Annotated in this window: 2 protein-coding genes; both read left to right on the plus strand. The window is 59.3% G+C overall.

Annotation, left to right across the window (positions count from 1 at the left end):
* The first annotated feature begins 106 nt into the window (after nucleotides 1-106).
* Nucleotides 107-382, plus strand: a complete 276-nt coding sequence (gene pqqD, locus AC1D1M_RS31365; protein ID WP_015097086.1) for a pyrroloquinoline quinone biosynthesis peptide chaperone PqqD — start codon at nucleotides 107-109, stop codon at nucleotides 380-382.
* The coding region (gene pqqE, locus AC1D1M_RS31370) for a pyrroloquinoline quinone biosynthesis protein PqqE (protein WP_477778683.1) at nucleotides 354-1,132 on the plus strand (779 nt) is incomplete at its 3' end. The genes pqqD and pqqE, both read left to right, overlap by 29 nt.

A 1,132-nucleotide genomic window follows, 5' to 3' on the forward strand; every position in this document is an offset into this window, starting at 1 on the left:
GGCCTACGAACTGAAACGCCCGCCGTATCACAGCGTCACTGAACAACGGGTCTGGCCCGTATCACAGCGTCACTGAACAACGGGTCTGGCACAAAGGAATCACCTTATGAGTTTCGATCGCAGCAAGACCCCGACCTGGCGTCCTGGCTACCGTTTCCAGTACGAACCGGCGCAAAAAGGCCACGTGCTGCTGTACCCGGAAGGCATGATCAAGCTCAACGAAAGTGCCGCGCTGATCGGCGGTTTGATCGACGGTGAACGGGATGTCGCGGCAATCATCAATGAGCTCGACCAACAGTTCCCCGGCGTGCCCGAGCTCGGAGACGACATCGAGCAATTCATGGAGGTTGCCCGTGCGCAGCACTGGATCGAACTTGCCTGATTCATCGGTGCAAGTGCCGCCCAAACCCGAGGTCGGCCTGCCGCTGTGGCTGCTCGCCGAGCTGACCTATCGCTGCCCGCTGCAATGCCCGTACTGCTCCAATCCGCTGGATTTCGCCGAACAAGGCAAAGAGCTGAGCACCGAGCAGTGGCTCAAGGTGTTTCGCGAAGCGCGGGAAATGGGTGCCGCGCAACTGGGCTTTTCCGGTGGCGAACCGCTGGTGCGTCAGGACCTCGCCGAGCTGATTGCCGAAGCCCGCAAACTGGGTTTCTACACCAACCTGATCACCTCCGGCATCGGCCTGACCGAGCAGAAAATCAGCGACTTCAAGAAGGCCGGCCTCGATCACATCCAGATCAGTTTCCAGGCCAGCGACGAGCAGGTGAACAACCTGCTGGCCGGTTCGAAAAAGGCCTTCGCACAAAAGCTAGAAATGGCCCGGGCGGTGAAGGCCCACGGCTATCCGATGGTGCTGAACTTCGTCACCCATCGACACAATATCGACCAGATCGACCGCATCATCGAGCTGTGCATCGCACTGGAAGCGGACTTCGTCGAGCTCGCCACGTGCCAGTTCTACGGCTGGGCGCAACTCAATCGCGTCGGGCTTTTGCCGACCAAAGAGCAACTGGTGCGCGCCGAACGCATCACCAACGAATACCGCGCCAAACTGGAAGCCGAAGGGCATCCGTGCAAACTGATTTTCGTCACCCCGGACTATTACGAAGAACGCCCGAAAGCCTGCATGAA

It is taken from the genome of Pseudomonas sp. P1_F7 (genome assembly GCF_056405655.1).